The 19,022-nt window shown below is 35.2% G+C and carries 18 protein-coding genes; 9 read left to right on the forward strand and 9 right to left on the reverse strand.

Features of this window, described 5'->3' with window-relative positions:
- Positions 1-29 precede the first annotated feature (29 nt).
- Entirely contained in the window at positions 30-758 is a 729-nt protein-coding gene (locus KI430_RS14870; protein ID WP_248875717.1) for an SDR family NAD(P)-dependent oxidoreductase, read from the forward strand.
- A gap of 77 nt (positions 759-835) precedes the next feature.
- Positions 836-1,747, forward strand: a complete 912-nt coding sequence (locus KI430_RS14875) for a cupin-like domain-containing protein (protein WP_248875718.1) — start codon at positions 836-838, stop codon at positions 1,745-1,747.
- Between the two features lie 35 nt (positions 1,748-1,782).
- On the opposite strand, the gene KI430_RS14880 is transcribed toward KI430_RS14875, so the two are convergent.
- The 3 genes from KI430_RS14880 to aspS are packed head-to-tail and all read right to left on the reverse strand — an operon-like array spanning position 1,783 to position 4,334.
- A complete protein-coding gene (locus KI430_RS14880; protein WP_248875719.1) occupies positions 1,783-2,010 on the reverse strand; it encodes a hypothetical protein in 228 nt (75 codons plus the stop codon).
- A gap of 6 nt (positions 2,011-2,016) precedes the next feature.
- Positions 2,017-2,547 (reverse strand): hypothetical protein, encoded by a 531-nt coding sequence (locus KI430_RS14885; RefSeq protein WP_248875720.1) that lies wholly within the window; start codon positions 2,545-2,547, stop codon positions 2,017-2,019.
- A 32-nt stretch (positions 2,548-2,579) separates the two neighbouring features.
- Positions 2,580-4,334: an aspartate--tRNA ligase gene (gene aspS / locus KI430_RS14890; RefSeq protein WP_248875721.1), complete on the reverse strand. Its 1,755-nt coding sequence runs from the start codon at positions 4,332-4,334 to the stop codon at positions 2,580-2,582.
- Positions 4,335-4,691: 357 nt separating this feature from the next.
- Between aspS and KI430_RS14895 the strand changes: the two genes are divergently transcribed.
- Positions 4,692-4,910 carry a 30S ribosomal protein THX gene (locus KI430_RS14895; protein WP_248875722.1) on the forward strand — a complete coding sequence of 73 codons (219 nt, stop codon included), beginning with the start codon at positions 4,692-4,694 and terminating at the stop codon, positions 4,908-4,910.
- A gap of 29 nt (positions 4,911-4,939) precedes the next feature.
- On the opposite strand, the gene KI430_RS14900 is transcribed toward KI430_RS14895, so the two are convergent.
- Together KI430_RS14900 and KI430_RS14905 are read right to left on the reverse strand one after the other, a co-directional pair.
- Positions 4,940-5,593: a DUF937 domain-containing protein gene (locus KI430_RS14900; protein ID WP_248875723.1), complete on the reverse strand. Its 654-nt coding sequence runs from the start codon at positions 5,591-5,593 to the stop codon at positions 4,940-4,942.
- Between the two features lie 66 nt (positions 5,594-5,659).
- Positions 5,660-6,160 carry a DUF2480 family protein gene (locus KI430_RS14905; protein WP_248875724.1) on the reverse strand — a complete coding sequence of 167 codons (501 nt, stop codon included), beginning with the start codon at positions 6,158-6,160 and terminating at the stop codon, positions 5,660-5,662.
- Between the two features lie 292 nt (positions 6,161-6,452).
- On the opposite strand from KI430_RS14905, the gene lpxB reads away from it, so the two are divergent.
- The 6 genes from lpxB (at position 6,453) to KI430_RS14935 (ending at position 11,095) form a co-directional block, all read left to right on the forward strand.
- On the forward strand, positions 6,453-7,559 hold the full coding sequence (gene lpxB / locus KI430_RS14910) for a lipid-A-disaccharide synthase (protein WP_248875725.1): 1,107 nt from the start codon (positions 6,453-6,455) through the stop codon (positions 7,557-7,559).
- A gap of 5 nt (positions 7,560-7,564) precedes the next feature.
- Positions 7,565-8,014 carry a DUF1569 domain-containing protein gene (locus KI430_RS14915; protein ID WP_248875726.1) on the forward strand — a complete coding sequence of 150 codons (450 nt, stop codon included), beginning with the start codon at positions 7,565-7,567 and terminating at the stop codon, positions 8,012-8,014.
- Between the two features lie 101 nt (positions 8,015-8,115).
- The gene (locus tag KI430_RS14920; RefSeq protein WP_248875727.1) at positions 8,116-8,496 is read left to right on the forward strand and encodes a GxxExxY protein; all 381 of its coding nucleotides are present in this window, start codon (positions 8,116-8,118) and stop codon (positions 8,494-8,496) included.
- A 100-nt stretch (positions 8,497-8,596) separates the two neighbouring features.
- Positions 8,597-10,393, forward strand: coding sequence for a ComEC/Rec2 family competence protein (locus KI430_RS14925; RefSeq protein WP_248875728.1), 1,797 nt, complete (start codon positions 8,597-8,599; stop codon positions 10,391-10,393).
- A 42-nt stretch (positions 10,394-10,435) separates the two neighbouring features.
- Entirely contained in the window at positions 10,436-10,708 is a 273-nt protein-coding gene (locus KI430_RS14930; RefSeq protein ID WP_248875729.1) for a hypothetical protein, read from the forward strand.
- A gap of 3 nt (positions 10,709-10,711) precedes the next feature.
- A complete protein-coding gene (locus tag KI430_RS14935; protein ID WP_248875730.1) occupies positions 10,712-11,095 on the forward strand; it encodes a hypothetical protein in 384 nt (127 codons plus the stop codon).
- Positions 11,096-11,486: 391 nt separating this feature from the next.
- Here KI430_RS14935 and KI430_RS14940 read toward each other — a convergent pair whose 3' ends face one another.
- The 4 genes from KI430_RS14940 to ppk1 all read right to left on the reverse strand — a co-directional run bounded on the left by KI430_RS14940 (position 11,487) and on the right by ppk1 (position 18,984).
- Positions 11,487-12,506, reverse strand: coding sequence for an LLM class flavin-dependent oxidoreductase (locus KI430_RS14940; RefSeq protein ID WP_248875731.1), 1,020 nt, complete (start codon positions 12,504-12,506; stop codon positions 11,487-11,489).
- 241 nt (positions 12,507-12,747) lie between these two features.
- Positions 12,748-15,798, reverse strand: coding sequence for a choice-of-anchor I family protein (locus KI430_RS14945; protein ID WP_248875732.1), 3,051 nt, complete (start codon positions 15,796-15,798; stop codon positions 12,748-12,750).
- Positions 15,799-15,987: 189 nt separating this feature from the next.
- On the reverse strand, positions 15,988-16,872 hold the full coding sequence (locus tag KI430_RS14950) for an exopolyphosphatase (RefSeq protein ID WP_248875733.1): 885 nt from the start codon (positions 16,870-16,872) through the stop codon (positions 15,988-15,990).
- 42 nt (positions 16,873-16,914) lie between these two features.
- Positions 16,915-18,984: a polyphosphate kinase 1 gene (gene ppk1 / locus KI430_RS14955; RefSeq protein ID WP_248875734.1), complete on the reverse strand. Its 2,070-nt coding sequence runs from the start codon at positions 18,982-18,984 to the stop codon at positions 16,915-16,917.
- Between the last annotated feature and the right edge of the window lie 38 nt (positions 18,985-19,022).

Consider the following 19,022-nt stretch of genomic DNA (forward strand, 5'->3'; position numbering starts at 1 on the left):
TAAAGTGTTCTATTCTATATTTTTGTAAAATGAATTCTAGTAAAACTGTTCTGATTCTCGGTGCTAATTCGGATGTTGCAAAACAAGCTATCAAACTTTACATCAATAAAGGCTATTCTGTGATTGCAGCTTCCAGAAATCTAAAATCTCTGGAAAAATTTGCTGATGAAAATCATTTGGATCAATCTAAAATTGAGATTAACTATTTTGATGCAACTGACTTTTCCTCGCATCAGAATTTCTATGATGAATTATCTGTAAAACCCAACATCGTTGTTTATTCCGCAGGATTTTTAGTGGAAAATCAGGAAGCTTTGAAGAATTTTGACGGAACATTTGAAATGATGAAAACGAATTACATCGGTGCAGTTTCCATTCTTAATATTATTGCAACAGACCAATCAAATAAAAACTTAGAAAGGATTATTGGTTTATCATCGTTATCAGGTGTTCGTGGTCGTAAAAGTAATTTCGTTTATGGAAGCACTAAGTCTGCTTTTACACAATATTTGGCTGGACTAAGACAAGAATTAGCTTCGAGAAAAATCATAGTAAATGTTCTTGTGATTGGATACATTAATACGAAAATCAATGCAGGATTAGAACTCAATAAAAATCTGATTATGGAACCTGATTATGTTGCTAAGTTTATTATTGATGCAGGAAACTCTTTCGAAATTGTTCCGAACTGGAAATGGAAAATCATCTATTGGATTTTGAAATTGTCTCCGGAATTTTTGGTGGCAAAGTTACCTTAATACAAAAATTTTAATTCATATTATTTTAGTATGAATTGAATTATTTTAATAGATTTGTTCCTTTAAAATTGTTTTTAATGGAACTGAAATCATTAGATAAAGTCAGTAATCTTACTTCGGACCAATTTATTTCTCAATATATGAAACAGAATATTCCGGTAATACTAGAAGATTTTGTTGATTCTCAGAGTGCTGCATTTCAAAAATGGAATTATGATTATTTCAAGGAAATTGCCGGAGAAAAAGAAGTGGATGTTTATGGTGGGGAAATCCATTCTCTCAACAGAGCGGCCAGTAAACCGATTGCAAAAATGACTTTTGCAGAATATCTTGACCTCATCTCAGAAAAAGCAACAGAATATCGTTTGTTTCTTTTTAATCTACTGACCATCAAACCGGAACTCAAAAAAGATATTAATTACAGAGACATTACAAAAGGTAAAGTTCTTCATTGGCTGCCGTTTATGTTTTTCGGAGGCGAAGGTTCCAATACCCGAAATCACGTTGATATCGATATGTCACACGTTTTTTTGACACAATATCAAGGTGTGAAAAGAGTTTGGCTTTTTCCACTCAACCAATCTGATTTGCTTTACAAGTTGCCTTACAATTTTCATAGCATTGCCAATCTTAAAACTTCAACCCAAGAAGAATTCCCAGGATTGAAATATCTTAGAGGTTACGAAGCAATTCTCAAACCGGGAGAAACACTTTATATGCCTTCTGGCTGGTGGCATTTTATCCAATATGAAACGGAAGGCTATTCTATATCAGTAAGAGCATTGCCGTCTAAATTGATAGAAAAATGGCGAGGATTTAGGAATCTTGTATTTACAAGACATTTTGATAATCTGATGAGAAAACTTTTCAAAGAAAAGTGGTTTGATTATAAAGTTTCTGTTGCGAAGAAAAGAGCTCAAAACGCCATTGATAAAATCGAAGGAAAACATATTCTGGATGATATTCCTGATATCCCGATACATTTTTGAAAATATTTATGTGTCTAAAAAGTTGAAAAATCGATTTATTCGTAGATAGAACTTCCTTTCAATATATCTGAGAAAACTTTCCAATCAATTTTTTCTAAATCAATTTCTTGATTGATATTTTGATAATATCCATCTATATCTTCAACATATCTTGCCATTGCTTCCAAAAAGTCTTCGATTGTTTTATTTTCCCATTGGGCATTGTTTTTTATAAATTCAACTCTAAGGTTTTCTATAAATTGAATGAATTCTTGTTTTGTCATAACTATTTATTGAGATGTAATACTATCATTTTTAATAAAATCAAATGCGGAAGTTCTTACATCTCCAATTGTAGCATCGATACTATATTTTTTCGAAATGATAGTATATCTTTTGTCTTCATAACAATGTCTAAAGACTTCAATCGGAATATTTTTACCATTTTTAAAATTAATAAATCCCTTGCATTTTTCGCATCTAAAACGACCTTCTGAAGATTCAAAATTCTTGAAAGCATCCCTTATCTCATCTGGATTTATGAAAAAGTTATCTACTTCAAATGAAATAATTTTATTTTCACTTAAAGTATTATTGAAATCTTGTTTTATTAATTCTTTTGATAGCATAAAACAAATGAAACTAATAATCATTGCAATTCCAGCAATACTGTTAATTTTAAATATTTTATCAGAAACTTCTTCCTGTCTGCTTGAAGGATAAAAGGTGGATTTTTTTATTATTAATAAAATCAGAAATACTACTACGATTATAGCAGAAATATATCCAAATGTTACAATTGTTGAAATCACTGTTTCCATAAAAAAAGCGAGAAAAAATTCTCGCTTCTAATTTATGATTTTAAATCTAATTTCAATTCCAACTCAGTAAGTTGTTCCTGATGAATTGGTGCCGGCGCATCAATCATTACGTCTCTTCCTGAATTGTTTTTCGGGAATGCGATGTAATCTCTAATCACTTCGTTTCCGTCCAAGATTGCAACCAATCTGTCAAACCCAAAAGCTAAACCTCCGTGAGGCGGCGCTCCGTATTTGAAAGCATTCATCAGGAATCCGAACTGTGCTTCAGCTTCTTCTTTTGAGAATCCTAATAAGTCAAACATTTTGGACTGCAAATCTTTATCAAAAATTCGGATAGAACCTCCACCGATTTCGTTTCCGTTAAGAACTAAATCGTATGCGTTGGCTCTTGCTTTTCCAGGGTCAGTTTCCAATAAATGGAAATCTTCGGTTTTCGGAGAAGTGAATGGATGGTGCATTGCGTGGTATCTTCCAGATTCTTCATCAAATTCCAATAATGGGAAATCTACAACCCAAAGTGGTGCAAATTCATTTCCTTTTCTGAGTCCAAGACGATTTCCTAATTCCATTCTCAAAGCTGAAAGCTGTGTTCTTACTTTATCCGCGTTTCCGCTCATTAAGAACATCAAATCTCCAGCTTTTGCGCCAAACTTTTCAGTGATTTTCTTCAAATCGTCTTCAGAATAGAATTTGTTAACGGATGAAGTTACAACACCGTCGTTCTGGAATTTAATCCAAACCATTCCGGTTGCTCCGATTTGTGGACGTTTTACCCAATCAATTAATTCATCGATTTGTTTTCTGGTGTAATCCGCAATTCCTTCAACATTAATCCCAACAACCAATTCAGAATCATCGAATATTTTGAAATCCTTTCCTTTAACCAATTCATTCAGTTCCACGAATTCCATTCCGAAACGGATGTCCGGTTTGTCGTTTCCATATTTCTGCATTGCATCAGCAAACGTCATTCTTGGGAAATCTTGAAAATCTTGTCCTGTAATATCTTTCAATAATGTTTTGGTCATTCCTTCGAAAACATTCATAATGTCTTCTTGCTCTACGAACGCCATTTCGCAATCGATTTGAGTGAATTCCGGCTGTCTGTCGGCTCGCAAATCCTCGTCACGGAAACATTTCACGATTTGGAAATATCTGTCCATTCCGCCAACCATCAACAATTGTTTGAAAGTTTGTGGTGATTGAGGAAGCGCATAAAACTGTCCGGGATTCATTCTGCTTGGAACTACGAAATCTCTCGCACCTTCTGGAGTTGACTTAATCAAAACAGGTGTTTCAACTTCGATGAAGCCGTTATCAGAAAGATAATTTCTCACTTTCTGCGCCATTTTGTGACGGAAAATCAGTTTGTCTTTCACAGGATTTCTTCTGATATCCAGATATCTGTATTTCATTCTCAACTCTTCTCCACCATCAGTTTCGTCTTCGATAGTGAATGGAGGAAGTTCAGAAGCATTTAATATTTTTAAATCGGAAACCAAAATTTCGATGTCGCCGGTTGGGATTTTCGGGTTTTTGGAAGCACGTTCTATAACAGTTCCTTCTACCTGAATCACAAATTCACGACCTAATTTCTTAGCCGATTCCAACAATTCTTTTGAGCTTCTTTCCTCGTCCAAAACCAATTGTGTAATGCCGTAACGATCTCGCAAATCGACCCAAATCATAAAACCTTTGTCACGGATGGTTTGTACCCAACCGGAAAGTGTTACTTTTTCATTCAGATTTGCCAGCGTCAGTTCGCCGTTTGTGTGTGTACGGAACATAAAATTTAGTTTAAAGTTTAGATGTTCAAGGTTTAAGGTTCGATGTGTCAACTTTGAATTGTGAACTTTGTACCTTGAATTTTCGAGTGCAAAGATAAGGTTTTGTGAGAAATAATTTTGATTGATGTTAAAAGGTTTTTTGATGTCAAAAGTTGAATCTTGGCGCAGCGCGTAAGGGATAGTAGTGGATATCTTTTTCTGTTCTGTGAACAGGAAAAGATAGGAACGGATAGCCCGACCCGAGCGGTTGGCCCTTCGAGAGCCTCAGGATGATGAGCACCGGCGAGGGATACGCCCAAAGTATTGGATAATTAAAAATTAATTCATAAATTCGTAATAATCAAATACTTAATTATTATGGGAAAAGGTGATCAAAAATCTACCAAAGGTAAAAGAGTGCGCGGAAGCTATGGCAAAACGAGACCGAGAAAATCTTCTCAACCAATAGCTGTATCAGAAAAACCGACCAAAGTAAAAGCTGAACCAAAGCCGAAAACAGCGAAACCAAAAGCTGAAAAAGCAGAGGAAACCGAAGAAAAACCAAAAGTAAAACGAACAAAAAAAGCCGAAGAATAATCTTCGGCTTTTATATTTTAAATGTGGAATTATTTTCCAAAAATGCTTCCCAGCAATCCACCCAATCCGCCTTGTTGAGATTGTTGCTGTTGGTTTCCACCGCCAAGAACATTGCCTATAATATCTCCCAAACCGCCGCCAGAAGATTGCGTTGCTCCGCCGATAACGCTTCCTAAAATATCACTCAAAGGATTGTTGGATGCCTGAGCTTCCTGAGCAGAACCGCCAAGAATCCCACCTAACAAATCTCCTAATCCGCCTCCTGAATTAACATTGTTGGCTTGCTTTTGCTGACCGATATAACCCATAATGACAGGCGCCAAAGTTGCCAAGACCGGTCCGATTTTGTCCATAGAAATTCCTGTATTTGCGGATAATTGATTTTCTACGTTGGTTTTGTTTCCGCCAAAAATATGGTCAAGGATTGAGTTTCCTTCTTGTTCTCTTTCTAGAGCTTGAGCAGGATTATTCAAGATGCTTCCATCGTGATGTTTGTCCAAGGTTGCATTCAGTTTGTCTGCTTCTTCAGCGTTTTCTGATTTCTTTTTCAAATAGCTAATCACCAAAGGTGCTGCTACAACCAATAACGCAATGATTTGATTTTTGCTGATTCCGAATTTGTTTTCAGCCTGTTCAGCGACTTGATTACCGGCGCTTCCCGTGATAAGGTCTAATAGACTCATAATTTATGTTTTTAAAAATGTTATTAGTAAAGATAAAAACATTTGGCAATTTTTACACAAAAAATTTTAGTTTTTAAAAATCGGAACATTGCTGCAAGCTTCGCCAAACATCAGAGATTTCACAAGAGGTTTCAGCTGTTCCACCAATTCCACATAGGCGTTATTGGGGATCAACTCGTCGCTGCAGCCTTTTACCAGAACACGTTTGTCTCTCATCTCAGAGAAATCATAAGTTTGGATAGCGTTATGCATTAGCAAAACTTCCAAATCTTCTCTGTTTCCGAAAACAATTTTCTTCGCAGCACCTGTAACTTTGGACGTAATCAGAAAGTAAGCCCAAAGTGGAATGATCACATCCTCAGAACAATAGATGTAAACATAAGCATCTCTGTAAACTTCCTCGTCAATATTTTTAATTTTCTCACGGAAATCCTTCTCCTTCAAAATCATTCCTTCCCAAAGAAAATCTTTGATGTCGATTCCCAAACGTTTTCCTTTCGGAACAAGGTCAGAAATATCAAAATTCACCAATCCGCTATTTGCAACTTTATTTACGATTTCTTCCATTTTTCTTAGTAATAATATTTTTTAGGAGCTTAATCCCGCTATCCACTATATCTTTTTTGTCATTGCGAACAAAGTGAAGCAATCTTTAGAAATTTTCACCGCAATGGCAAAAAAGGATGCCGTTACTATCGGGGCTAGGCATTGGTCTGTAAAACAAATTTTCTCATATCAGAACTTTCCCAATCCTAATCGCTTAAAAAACTTTAATTTTGTTCAAAGTTAATTATTTTGAACGGAAAACTTCTTTAGATTTATCTATCGAAAAGACTTTCAAAATCTAAAACCCAAAACCTTGAAATATTACATCATAGCAGGCGAAGCTTCCGGCGATTTGCACGCTTCCAACTTAATGAAAGCCATCAAACAGAAAGACCAAAACGCAGATTTTCGTTTTTGGGGCGGTGACCTGATGCAGAAACAAGGCGGAACTCTGGTTAAGCATTACCGCGATTTGGCTTTTATGGGTTTTCTGGAAGTAGTTCAGAATCTGAGAACGATTCTTAATAATATCAAATTCTGTAAAAAAGACATTCAGGAAAACAAACCCGATGTTTTGATTTTAGTGGATTATCCAGGATTCAATTTGAGGATTGCGAAGTTTGCGAAAGAATTGGGAATTAAGGTTGTTTATTATATCTCACCTCAGCTTTGGGCTTGGAAAGAAGGTCGTGTAGAAACGATTAAAAAATACGTGGATGAGATGCTGGTGATACTTCCTTTTGAGAAAGATTTCTATAAAAAACATCAAGTCGAAGCACATTTTGTGGGACATCCTTTATTGGATGCGATTGACGGTTTACCACATATTGACATTCAGCAATTCAAAAAAGAAAATCATCTTAATGATAAAGAGATTATTGCGCTTTTACCGGGCTCCAGAAAACAAGAAGTTTCTAAAATGCTTGAAACGATGCTGTCTGTGAGAAATGACTTTCCGGATTACCAATTCGTAATTGCCGGTGCGCCAAGTCTTGATAAAGATTTTTATGAGCAGTTTGTGGATGATGATGTTCATTTCGTTTCCAATAGAACTTACGATTTGCTGAGATGCTCCAAAGCCGCTTTGGTAACTTCGGGAACGGCAACTCTGGAGACCGCTTTGCTCAATATTCCGGAAGTGGTTTGCTACAAAGGAAGCAGGATTTCTTACGAAATTGGGAAACGACTGATCAAGAATATCAAATATATTTCCCTTGTGAATCTGATTATGGACAAAGAAGTTGTTACGGAATTAATTCAAAACGAATTGAATACTAAAAATCTCGTTGAAGAACTTAATAAAATTCTCAATACTAAGAAAAGAGATGATGTTTTGAATAATTACGAAGTTTTAAGAACCAAACTCGGAGGAAGCGGCGCCAGTCAAAATGCAGCAGAACTTATTGTAAATCTGAAATAATGAGATTGGAAAAATTATTACAAAAAATAGAATCATTACTTCCTGAAATTAATAAAGAAAATTTAAAAGTTTCCAAAGCTTCTGTTGGTTGGCACCTGGAACATTCTTTACTAATTCTGAATGGAAGTCTGAAAGGTCTCACGATGACCAATTCTGACAATTATAATCCAAAATTCAGCATCAAAAAATTTATTTTTATCAATTTCGGAATCATTCCAAGAGGGAAAATCAAGTCTCCGAAGCAATTTATTCCATTAGAAATGCCAACCAAAGAAAGTGTAGAAAAGCTTTTGAATCTGGCGAAAGAAAGATTAGAAGCAGTACAAAATCTTCCTTCAAAATCCTACATCACGCATCCTTTTCTTGGCGACTTCGATAAAAAAACAACACTCAGATTTTTAGGTCTTCATACCAATCATCATTTGAAAATTATTGATGATATTTTGAAAGCATAGATGTCTCGCTAATTTTCCAGATTTAACAGATTAATTGTGTCGAAATTTGTGTACTTAATAAAAATTATTATTAATTTAGAAAATCAAATAAACACAAATGAATGACCGAAAACGAAATATCTTACATTGTAAGAAAAGCCATTTTTAATGTATATAATGGCTTAGGACCAGGATTGTTAGAATCCGTTTATCACAAAATTTTAATTTATGAATTGCAAAACTTAGGATTGAATGTTAAGTCTGAAGTTTCTATGCCAATAATTTACAAACAGGTAACTTTTGATTGTGAATTTAGAATTGATATTTTGGTTGAAAATAAAGTGATTATTGAAATCAAATCTGTTAAAGAATTAGAAAATGTCCATTTCAAGCAATTATCAACCTATCTCAAATTATCAGATAAGAGATTGGGGATCTTGGTAAATTTTAATTCGGATAATATTATAGACTCCATAAAAAGAATCGTTAATAATTTGGAATAATCTCTCGTAAATTTTGCTAATTATGTAGATAATTATCCTTTCAATCTGCTTAATCACCTAAATCTGCGAGACAAAATAATAAAAACACAAATGAACTTCAATGAAAAAACAGCCATTGTTAATATTGCTGCTATGGTTTGTTCTGGGAATCTTGTTCCAAGAGCACCTGATTATGAGGCAGGTGGTCGTCTTTTCACTTCTAATAATTTCAGCGGTTTCTCTTTTTTCAATATTAATCAAGAATAAATTTTTCCAAAGTATCAAATATTACTGTTTAGAATTTTTCTTTTTCTCGATTGGGATGTTTGTCCATTTTCAGAATTCCCAACAACCAAAACTTCCAACTTTAAAAGAAAAAGAAACGATTGTTTTTCAATTAGATAAAAAGCTTAATTCTAATGAGAAGAATAGAAAATATTATGTTGAGGTTCTTGATGTTTCGGATTTAAAACAAAAAGAAAATTTACCTTTCAAAACTGTTATTAGTATTCCGAAAGATATTGAAGCTCTGGATTTTCAACATTACTATAAAGCGGGAATTTACATTCATCAGCCGAAAGAAACCAAGAATGATTTTCAGTTTGATTACAAAAAATATCTGGCAAGACAGGATGTTTATTTTCAGGCTTACCTTCCGAATGATATTCTGAAAACTGAGAAACAATCCATTTCTTTTGAGAATAAAATTAAACAGAAGCGATTGGATATTCTCAATAAAATTAACCATTCTTCTTTGTCTCCGAAGATTCAGGAGTTTCTGAAAGGAATTATTCTCGCTGACAGAACTGAGATGGATGCTGAAACGGTCAAAGACTTTAATCAAACCGGATTGGTTCATCTTTTAGCGATTTCTGGTTCGCATATGGTCATTATTTTCTGGATAACACTTTTGATTTTGAACCAAATTCTTCCTGTGAAATTTAGAAAAGTTTCTATTGTTCTGAGCATTCTTCTGATTTGGATATTTGCCATTTTTATCGATTATGGAAGTTCCGTGATGCGAAGCTGTCTGATGATTACGTGTTATTATATGATGGTTTTGCTGCAGCGGAAATCAGATTTACTACATTCTTTGGCATTATCGGCTTTTATTCTTTTGATTTTTGATTCGCAGCAATTGTTTGATGTAGGATTTCAGTTGAGCTACGTTGCTGTTTTGGGGATTTGGTGGCTGACGAATCCAATTAAAAACTTGTTCAGAAAACCGAGATTCAAAGCTGAAAAATTCTTTTACGAAATCTCTGCAATGACTTTTGCAGCGCAGATTGCGACGTTGCCTTTGGCGATTTACTATTTTCATCAGTTCTCTTTTGTTTCCATCATTGCGAATCTTTTGATTATCCCGTTATCAGAGATTATTATTGTTTCTTCTTTGTTGATTGTAGTTTTGATTGCTTTTGGGTTCAATAACATTCCGTTTCTCTATAAGGGTTTTGATGTTTTTGTCGAGTATGTTTTAAAAGTCATTCATTGGTTTTCCAGCTTTGAATCGTTGATGACGCGAAATATTCCACTTGATGTTTTGGAATTAAGTCTTCTACTTTTGGTTATTTATTTCTTGAAATTCTTAATCAAAGATATTTTCAATCCGAAGAATCTGTTGAGGTTTGGGTTTTGTTTTCTGGCATTTTTCGCAGTAAGAATTTCATTCAATATTTTTAATTATAACAAAGAAGAAATGTTTGTTCACAACTTTTACAAAGAGAAAATTGTAAGCATTAAAAATAAAGACCACGCAATATTTTGGATGAAAGAAAGTAAGAACGAAGACAAGATTCGGGACTTCGTCATAAATCCATATTTGACTTGGAGAAGAATTAAAGACTTTAAAATCAATTATATTCCTGGAGATTCAGAAGTTTTTGTTTATCAAGGAAATAAATTTGAGTTAAAATAGTTTGAGTTTTATAAAAAGACTTAACCATTAAAACTTAAATTAATGAAAAACTTGATTTTATTTTCATTTTCACTGTTTCTATTTATTATTGCGTTGGCGATTGTTTCTCATCCTGGCGATTCTTCTAAACTCTTATTCTTTGTTTTGTTAACTAATCTAATTTGTGGATTAAGCATTTCTTTTATGGTATTTGCATTATCTAAAACCAACAGTAAAAGAGCTTTTGTGGAAAGCTTAAAATACTCTTTCGGAATCAGTTCTCTGATAATGATTCTCGGATATTTAACATTTTGTCTTGAACCAATAATTTTTTAATTGATGAAGGTTTTGTATAAAATATTAGCATCTGTATTATTGTTTTTCTCAGTTGCTATGACATTTGTTATGGGAGGAGCATTAACTATAGAAGGCAAGAATATCTTTTCTCCATATATAGATACTCAATTCGCGCCTCAATATTTGCCCGAGAAATTTGAATTAATAAAAGCAGAACAAACTATAAAGGATGTTGAAAAGATTCTTGGTCAACCTTTGCGAAAGAATGTAGATTCTACAAATCACAGAACCGAATATTGGTACACGATGGATGGGAAATTGTCTGTAAATAATAAAGACGGGGATTTTGCTTGGTATACATCGGTGGTATATTTTAATGATAAGGGAAAAGTAGTTGAAGTAGGAAAAGGATGGGGCTATGATTAGAAATAGAAATGTTTTTGATAATTAAAAAAACATCCTTATCTTTTATCAAAAGACGCAGACGTTTTAATAAAAACACACGAGAGTTTTGTTCAAAAGACACGAGAGTTTTAATGAAAAGACACGTGTGTTTTTGACTACTTCAGCAAACCTTCTGTTCATCGGACTTACAGAATGATTATTTTTTGTCTTTATTAATATCAAAAAAGGTCAAGACTTTTTGAGCAAAACATCAAGTTGTTTCAGAGAAAACATCAAGATGTTTTTAGCTATTTCTGCGAACGTTCTATCCATCGGGCTTGCCAAAGGGCAAAAAAAATCATTAAAAAAATAATAAAAAAACCCTTCAGAAATTGAAATCCTGAAAGGGTTTGATTGAAAAAATCATATTGTTTTATCTTACTATTGGGGCTACTTTTTCCCCGAATAATTCTATAGAATTCATCATCACATCGTGTGCTGGATCGCCCACATCCATATGTCCGATAAATCTTGTCAAGCCAAATAGCTCTTTCATCTCATTGATTTTATCTGCAACCTGGTTAGCAGTTCCAATAAATAATGCGCCGTCTTTGCTTCTTCCACCTTCATACTGCTCTTTGGTATAGGGCGCCCATCCACGGGTTCTGCCAATTCTGTCCATCTGAGATTTGTAGTTGAAGAAATATTGGTCAATATCTTTCTGGTCATCGCTAACAAAAGCGTGAGAATGAATGGCAATCTGCATTTTGCTTTCGTCGTGTCCTGCTTTCAGGTATTCCTGCTTGTAGAATTCGATAAGGTTCTTGAACTGTCTTGGCATTCCACCAATGATTGCGACAATTAATGGTAAGCCTAACTTAGCCGCTCTTAGAACAGATTCCGGAGTTCCGCCAACAGCAACCCAAATCGGTAATACACCATTGTTGAAAGCTCTTGGATAAACCGTCTGGTTTTCCATTGGTCTTCTCAAGATACCGCTCCAGCTTACATTTTCTTCATTATTAATTTTCAGTAATAAGTCTAATTTCTCTTCAAAAAGCTGATTGTAATCTGACAAATCATAACCGTACAAAGGAAACGACTCGATAAAACTTCCTCTTCCAACAAAGATTTCTGCACGACCTTTTGAAATCAAATCAATCATCGAAAAATCTTCATAAACTTTCACAGGTTCTGAAGAACTTAGAACCGTTACACCACTTGCTAATTTGATATTATTGGTGATGCTTGCCGCTGCTGCCAAAAGGATTTCTGGAGAAGATACGGCATAATCTGCACGGTGATGCTCACCCATTGCAAAAACATCCAGGCCGACTTGGTCCATTAGTTTTACCTGCTCAAGGATTTCGTTAAGTTTTACGCTTGCATCTCTATATTTTCCGGTTTTGGTGTCTAGAGAAACATCTCCAAACATCCCTATTCCTAATTCCATAATAGTCTCAATTTTTTATGAAACAAATTTACGGCTTCATATTTTGGTTCGCATTGATGTAGGGTAATTATGGAATCTGTACAAAAATTCAAACAAAATAAAAATATAGGTGATAAGATATTACATATCTGAAAACAATCAATTCTCACTGATTTTACGGATTCTGCAGATTTAGAATATTGAATTTGCAAAATTTGCTTAATCAGCGAGAATTAGAAAATATTAAAAGAAGAAAAAAGATTTATTTTACAATGACTCTCTTTGTTTCACCTTCAGAAGTTTTTACCAGGTAGACACCTGTTGAAAGTTTGGAAGTATCAATAGTTAAAGCATTACTTTCTTTGGACAACATTTTTCCTGACATATCATACAACTCATAGCTTTGAGCTCTGTTGAAATATAAAATATTTCCTTTATTAACAGGATTCGGGAAGATGTTGAACGTCGCTTTTTCATTTTTAACATTGCCTGTTGCTAAAGTTGGTGAAAGCGCTACTTCGTACATCGATAAAGTTCCGCTGATTTCATTAGCCACGACCACATAACCTTTTCCAGTAGCTGAGTTTTGAGGTGCAATGTAGGTGATCCCTTCCGGACCATTGTCGCCACCATAAGCAGAAGTCATTCTGGAGTGTTTGTAATCTGTAAAGGTTACATTATTGGGGTCTGTGACGTTATAAACCATTACACCGCCGGTTCTTTCCAAAGTGATGAAAGCAAAAGTCTGTCCTGCTATCGTTCCCAATGTAACACCTTCTGGTTCCGGACCTTTGGCGCGGCTTCTTACTTTGATGCCATTTGCTTCGTTATCTGAATTGAAAATCAAAGGATGATTGGTTGCTATGTATCTCTCGAATTGGTCACCGCTATCATAAACAATAGCTTTTGTATCTGTATTGAAGATAGAGAAAGACCTTGCCCCCAAAGCATTGATTTCTTCAAAATCTGAATTAGAATCCGTATTTCCGTTCACATTAGTTACTCGGAATCTCCCTAAGTTGTGAGAAGCTTTCAAGATGGAAGAGTTGGGGAAATTATTTGGATTTAAAACATAGCCGTTAGCACCAACAGTCGTTCTCTCACTGAATCCACCTAAATCTTTTTCGTCTCCTTCATTAGCTGTCACTAGATAATTGGTGTTTCCGATTTTAAAGGAAGCCATTGCATCCGGATTATAGTAAGCTTTTACCGGCCAGTTTGCAATCAGAACTTCGCCATTGTTATCAGAAGCATCAAAACCATTTCCTGGCAGATTCATATCTTTTTTGCCTAATCCCCAAATGTTTCCTAAAGTATTAGTCGTAAGGTCAACCTCAATAATACCGTTGTTTTCCTGACAAGACACCCAAGCTTTCTGACTGTCTGAACTGATAGCGATATATTCCGGTTCCAAATCCTGAGCAAGTGTACTCGTAGATTTTACTTTTCTCCCGCCAGATGCTATGAAAGCAGTTTCCTGAGCATTATATCCCTGGAAAGAAAGTGTCTTGACATTAGATTGAGTTAAATTTGCAATTCCACCGGAAACATCAATAACACTGATAGAACCTTCCGGGTCAACCGTGTAAGCATCATTTGGTTCGCCCTCGTTAGCGGTCATTACTTTGTTGCCGTCTGGTGTGAAAGTTACCATATCAGGCAGAACCCCAACTGTTAATTGTTTCAGGAAGTTACCATTAATGTCAAAGAAAACAACCGAACCATTTCCTTGAGCATCCGTTCCATTAGGAGAAGCAACAGCAAGGAATCCGTTTTTCACAGCAATACTTGTGATTCCTCCATAAGGCTTCATATCCACAGTTTTGATAACTGTTGGAGTTAATGGATTGGAGAAATCAATAATATCAAAAACATCCGTTAAAGAGCTGATGGTGAATAATCTCTGCGTTGCTGGGTCGTGAACAACAATCTCTGTGGAGCTGTTGCCGTTGCTGGAAGGGTCAAAACTTCCGATGTAATTCAACGTGATTTGATTAGATGGTACAGGCGCTGGTTTATCATTGTCGATAATATAAACTGTAGAAGATGCATCTCCAGAAATTGTTGCACCAACAGGATTCTCAAGACTTAGAACAAAATATTCAGCCTGCTGTTCTTGTGTAGCATCATCAGTAATTGGAATGTTAACTGTGTAAGTTGAAGTTTCGGGAACAATATTAATAACCTCGGAAATGAAAGTGTAATCATTACTATCTGCAGTTCCGAAAGTTGGTTTTGCAACCAAATTAACTGTCGCATTAGAGGGATTAGTTATATTGATTTTGAATGCTAAAGTTCCTGCATTTTCATCAACTTTAATTAGAGCTTTGTCTAATGAAATACTTGTCCCAGCAGTCGTGAACGTACTCGAAGTTGAAGCTGTGACAGCATTGTCACTTTCATCCTCAATCATATTTGGTTTTAATGCCAAATAATAAGTTTGATTAGGATTTAAAGCTGCAGTCGGGCTAATTGTAATTTGATTATCTGCAAATGTCGTTGTGAATGGGATTACGTTTCCTGAAGCGTTATTTAATTTAAATTCAATAAGATTCTGAGCATTAGCAGAAGTGATTGGAGAATTGTCAATCAATCTTACATTCTCATTGAATTTGATAGTAGGATGAACACTTGTTGAAGCATTATTGATATTATTTGCAGGAGAATAAGTTACGGTCGGTGCTGTTATATCAGTTCCACCGATGTTATTTCCATCCACTGTGAAATTGTCAAATCTGTTATTTCCAACAGCACCGCCGACGCCTTGAGTAAACTGAACTTTGAGCTTGAAATTAGGATTGTTGGCAACACCTGCAACACCTGAAAAATCAAAAGTAATCAACTCAGGATTAGCATCCTTTGAAACAACCGTTTTATATTCAATAAAATTGATTCCGTCCAAAGAGTACGTCCAAACTTGATTCCCTGCACCGGAACCGGACCTTCTTGTTGAGAATTTGATAACTACATTATTATAGCCAGTTGTTGGAATATTGAACTGAATATTTCCATTAATAGGATAGTTATATCTCAAATGTGTTCCGGAAGCATCTCCGTTTCTGGCATTCAGATTATTTACATTGAAGTTTTGTCCTGTTCCTCCTGCAAAGTCAACAAATGTGTCAGAACTTCCTGTTCCTGTGGAAGTAGCAGTAATGGAACCATTCAGTAAAGTTGAGGTTGGCGTGGTAATGGCTGCAACATTTGCATTGTTGTTGAAGTTCCAGTAATGGATTAATGTTTGCGCCTGAGTTGTACTATAAAACATAGCAGCAATCGGCAAAAGACCTTTGAAAAGGTAGTTGTTTTTCATTTTTACTTTTATTTAGATTGGCGTAAAGATGAAACAATATCCTCTTCGGGTACTTTAAATCAATTTTAATTAATGTTTAATAAAGCTTGTAATAATGGGCGTTTTCGATAAGATTTGGAATGAAAATTAATTCAGAATTATTATTAATATAACTGAATCTGGGGACAATTTTTTGCAATTTGGTTGTCCTTATTTTTTATCCATAAGATTTGTGTAAATATTATGAATCAAGCCATCTGCAACAGAAATCTTTGGAACATAGATGTGTTTGATTTCTGCCCAATTCATCACATTGTTGAAGATTTGAAGCGCCGGAACAATTACATCTGCACGGTCTTCACGAAACTGGTAAAGCTGCATCCTGTCTTCTACGGAAAGATTTTGCATCTCTTTCAGATACTTTTTGATAACAGAAACAGGCATTGGTTTGCCATCTTTGGTTTTGCTTAGAGAAAATATTTTGTTGATATTACCGCCGGAACCGATAGCTACGACAGGTTTTTTACTTTTGATTTTATCTTTGATTTCCTCCTTCATCTCATCCCAAGCAGATTGAGAAACTAAATTATTCAACAATCTTATTGTTCCGATATTGAAAGAATGTTCATACTTCATTTTGTCATTCTCATAAAAAGTGAGTTCCGTAGAGCCACCTCCAACATCTACATAGAGATAGGCGAAGTTTTTGTCAAGACCTTCTGCAACGTGGTTTTCATAAATCAAAGTCGCTTCTTCGTCTCCTGAAATGATTTCTATATTGATATCGGCTTGTTCTTTTACAATGTCAATAATCTCCTGACCATTTTTAGCATCTCGCATTGCACTTGTAGCGCACGCACGGTAATGTTCCACTTTGTACATCGTCATCAATTGACTGAAGATTTTCATGGTATTAATGGCCATTTGCTTTCTTTCCGCACCAATTTCGCCCTTGCTGAAAACATCGAAACCTAATCGTAAAGGGATTCTCAGAAGATTCAGTTTCGTGAATTCAACATTTCCTTTAGACTCTTTTACTTCATTGATAAGCAGTCTTGCGGCATTACTTCCTATGTCTATTGCGGCGATTATCATTTTCTTGTGACAAATTTTAAAGCATAAATTTAAAGTAAATTCTTAATATTTCTGGTTTTTCAGGTAATTATAAGTTTCTATTTGTGACCTTTTCTGGTCTGTTTTATTACTTTCAACATATTCGTTTCGCATATTTTTGTCAAGGATTCTAGCTTTCACATTATCCTCAAGCTGAATTTCCAAAAGTTCTTTCAGTTCTTTCTTAAGATTTTTCTGAAGGATTGGCGTTGCAGCTTCTATTCTGTAATCCAAATTTCGGGTCATCCAATCGGCAGAAGAAATGTACATATTTTCCGCTCCTTTGTTATAAAAATACATCACTCGGGCATGTTCCAGATATTCGTCAACAATACTTATCGCATAGATTTTCTTCTTGAATTCTTTCTGATTCACAGCGCAATAGATGCCACGGACAATCATCTTGGTATTCACGCCAGCTTGTGCCGCTTCGTAAAGTTTTAAAATCAAAGTTTTATCACTCAGTGAATTAACTTTGACAATCATTTCTGCTTTTCTGCCAGCTTTGGCTTCTTCTATTTCTTTATCGATGTGAGCGATGATTTTTTCACGCATAAAAACCGGACAAACCATCAATGTTTTACAACTTTTCAAAGCGATAGTTGGGTCAGCTTTTGGTTTGTTAAGGGCATGAAAAACTTTGTTGATGTCTGCCATTATAGCCCTGTTGGAAGTCATTAACAAATGGTCTCCATAGATTTTTGCCGTCTTTTCGTTGAAATTTCCTGTGCTGACAAAACCGTATTGGATGGTTCGGTTATTCACTCTTTTCTTAATGATGCATAATTTGGCGTGGACTTTTTTATTCGGAATTCCGAGAAGAACTTTTACACCTTCCAGCTCGAATCTGTCCTTCCACCAAAGATTAGACTCTTCATCGAACCTCGCCCTCAGTTCCAGCATTACAGTTACTTCTTTACCATTTCGAACAGCATTAATCAAAGCATTGGCGATTTTGGAACTCGATGCCAGTCTGTACGCCGTAATTTGGATTGATTTCACATCCGGGTCCATCGCGGCTTCTCTTAGCAAATCGATAACCGAGTCATAAGAATGATAAGGAAAAGTCAGTAAAACATCTTTCTTGATAATCACATCCGTGACTCTTTGTTTCTTGGCAAATTCCGGATGGATGAAAGTGGTTCTTTCGACAGGTTTCTGATAAGCTTTAAAAACATCAGGGAAATCCATAAAATGTCTGAAATTATGAATCTTTTGTCCCGGAATAATGCTGTCTTTTTTGCTTAAGCTTAACTTTTTGATGAGAAATTCCAACAGAGCTTTATCAATTTCTTTATCGAAGACAAAACGTGTTGGTTTCCCTTTTCTTCGGCTTTTAATTCCTTTTTCGATTTTATCAGCTAAGGTTGTTTTGATATCATTGTCCAAATCAAATTCTGCATCTTTTGTCACCTTGAAACAATGTGCCGTATACTCGTCATATCCAAAATAAGAGAAAATATGCGGAAGATTATAGATAATGACGTCTTCCAAAAGCATCACATCTTTTTGTTCTTTGTCTTCTGTCGGCAAAAGAACAAATCTCCCGTTAGCGGTTACAGGAAGTTCAATAATCGCATACTGGCTTTCGTATTGCCATTCTTTTCTTCGCATTGCCACACCAATGAAGAGACTTTTTTCCCGAAGGTAAGGCATTGGTTTATTGTCGTGAAGTAAAATCGGGATGACATTAGATTCTACTTCTTCATCAAAATATTTGACAACAAATTCTTTTTGCTCTGCAGTCAGATGTTTATAATCTTTGATGAAAACTTTTTCCTTTGCCATTTCGCGCTGAACATCTTTCCAAGTCTTGTCAAAATCTTCCTGCTGATGGATAACCAATTTATTGATTTTTTGAAGAATTTTGGAAGGTGCATCGTAAAAAGATTCGGCAAGAAGCTTTTGTTTAAAGTCCATTGCACGTTTCAATCCTGCAACTCTCACGCGGAAAAACTCATCCAAATTATTGGAGAAAATTCCTAAAAAACGAATTCTGAGATGTATCGGAACGCTTTTGTCCATTGCTTCCTGCAAAACTCTGGCATTGAAAGCAAGCCAAGTAACGTCGCGCGGATTAAATTCTTGTGCCATTATCGGGTTTTTGATTATCTCAAAATTAGTAAAATTCA

It is taken from the genome of Epilithonimonas zeae (assembly GCF_023278365.1).
Lineage (GTDB): Bacteria > Bacteroidota > Bacteroidia > Flavobacteriales > Weeksellaceae > Epilithonimonas > Epilithonimonas zeae_A.